At 46.2% G+C, this 2,662-nt stretch carries 1 protein-coding gene; it reads left to right on the top strand.

Annotated elements, in window-relative coordinates; all coding sequences use genetic code 11:
• The coding region (locus tag ACI4N7_RS03585) for a TM1812 family CRISPR-associated protein (RefSeq protein WP_439731993.1) at positions 1-2,055 on the top strand (2,055 nt) is incomplete at its 5' end.
• Positions 2,056-2,662: the final 607 nt, after the last annotated feature.

Raw genomic sequence — 2,662 nt, 5'->3', positions numbered from 1 at the left:
AATATTCTGCTCAGCTACCTGAGTAATGTAAAAGTAAAGAGGGATAACACAGGACTCGCGCAGCCGTCTGATTATCCGGATCTTGGCATTAAAACGTATATCACCAATGAATCGGCGGCTTATTATCTGAAACAGAAAGTGGGCTCCATTGATAAAATCTTCGTCTTTGCTTCTGAAAAAGTTCAGGAAGTTCTTCCGGTTCCGGAAGGAAAGCTGGGATATGGAATGACCCATCTGGCGTTTTTTCGTAACAGACTGATCGAAGACGGTGTCATCCGTCAGGAGGCGGCAGATACGGTACTGCCCTTACCAAAAGGAAATGAAAACGGATCTTCTTCTATCGTGTCCTGCAAAGGCATAGAAGACGGCATGGATGATGTGATGGAGTCCGTTCTCAAAATGGCAGGTTTTATTGCAGAGTATTATAAGAAAGAGAAAAAAGCAGGAAATACGGTGACCATTCACCTGGATCTTACCGGCGGACCCCGGGATTCCGTCATGATGGCACTGGCGGTCATGCGGCTCATGGAGTACCGGGGGCTGCTTCCGGGATGTGTACTTTACAGCAGCTGGAAGGATAATAAAGGAAAAGTTCTTGATGTGACGGATCTTTACCACATTTTTGACCTGATTTCCGGAGCCGGTGAATTTAAAAATTACGGCAGTGTAAATACGCTGGAGGCCTATTTCAAAAGCAGGGAAATATCGGACCAGCTGCAGGATATTCTTGGTAAGATGCGCGGGTTTGCAAAGGACATTCAGATTTCCAATCGTAAACAGTTCCAGGAGTCCATTTCCCGGCTGTCTGATGCGCTGGAAGCCTTTGACAACAGTATGATACAAGAGATAGAGCTCCACCGGAAACAGGAAAATCAGCCAGGCGGCAATCGGCCTGATAAAAAAGAGCTGAATGATTTGAAATTCCAGATTCTGACCAAGCCTATCGAAAGGGAATATGAAAATCTGATACATGCCCCCGATGAGCTGTCCTACATTGAATGGTGTCTGAAGCACAGCTACATCCAGCAGGCACTGACCCTCTATACGGAGACGGTGCCGGATTTTCTCCTTAAGGAAAGGATACTTTATTTTACCGATGAACAGAGAGAAGCACTGGATAAAACCATGGAGAATGACCCAGATCAGAATACAGTGCATAATTACAAAGACAGTCCCATGTTTTACTTCATCAACTATGTAGAAAATCCCAAGGTTGTCCTGTCAGTAAGCAAAGAGGGGAAAGAGTATGCGGGAAAACTGGGCAGAACATTCCGGAGTTTTATAGACGTCATTTGGCAGGGACTTTCTGCATCGAAGAGACAGGAAATGCCTAGTGAAGCTGCTGATTACTTTACGGAGGAGCATTTTCAGGAAGCAGCCGGTAGTATGGCAGAACTGCTTAACGCCATGGTGGAAGAACATGTCTGCCGTATGTCGGAAACGAATAGGAACTGCGCTTTGTCTATGATGAAGGCCATCTGGGAAATAGGGAAAGATCCTTCAGTCATTTCTGCAATAAATACGGAGGAAACACTTCAAAAAAAGGAATATTCCTGCCTGGGTCCTTTTATCCATGATATAATTGTCCGCTCCAACTGGGGTAAGAAATTAACGAATCCTGCTGAAGGCTATGGGATGAAACGCTATAAGAGACTTTTAAAGGATTTATCTAAAGAAGGAGAGAAAGAACCAATCATGAATGATGCAGACCTCAGCTGCTATCTCCTGAATGGAATGCTGAGCCTGGAGTCTGTAGAAAATGAACATGTGACAAAGATACTTAAAGATGATCGTAAGGGAAGGCTGGATGCTGTATACTGGCTGCTTCGTGTAAAGCGAGTCTCTTTGGGCAGGGGCATAACGGTTGAAGACATTCTTTCTATTGTCAACGACTACAGGATCCTCAAAGATGTACGCAACGATACGGCCCATGCCAAGCTGGACCGCAGCGGCAAAGATGAAAGCGGACAGGTATTCACTGCCGATACGGTAACGGAATATATAAAAGACAGCATTCAGCTCCTGCGCGGGTGTGCTGAAAAGGCGAATGGCTGAGACTCTTCCAGGGAGCTGCCTCCCTCAGCGGGGCGGCTCCTTTTGCATGGAAGGAAAAAGCATAAATGGTTCACAGGAAAATAGAAATCGAAAAAAGGCCGGCCGGGGGTATACTGAAATCAGCGAAAGGGAAAGGAGGTAAAGAATGGTTCGAAGGAAAAAGAGGAAATGCAATAAGGCTATATAACAGGAATCGAAAACAGGGTATTTAAAGACCGCACCCCTGATGAGGGGGTGCGGCAGGAAAAGGAGGTGATATTTATGAATAGAACTATTTGTGTTGCCTAAGTTTCGTAAGATTACATGGGATTCTGCCTGCGCCGGGATGCAGGCCCGCTGCTCCATACAGAGTCATATGATTCATGATTGTCTCTGAAAGGGTGACGGGTGTGTCCGGCAGGCAGTTTTTATCTTTTCCCCTTTGAGTTCATTCCGCGGTGTCCTTCCGGACGGAGGGATGCCGCCTTTTTATTTCGATTACTATATTTCCTGCCGCCATGGGAAGCACCATGGCGTGCGATATTTCTTTACCGCACTGCGCTTGTATCGAAATGGCAGTGGGCAGGAGCGGCAGCCGATTTACGTTTCCTTCATTGACAGAAAGGCC

Source organism: Dialister sp. (genome assembly GCF_051885895.1).
Classification (GTDB): domain Bacteria; phylum Bacillota; class Negativicutes; order Veillonellales; family Dialisteraceae; genus Dialister.
This window is presented reverse-complemented; position numbering and strand designations above follow the sequence as displayed.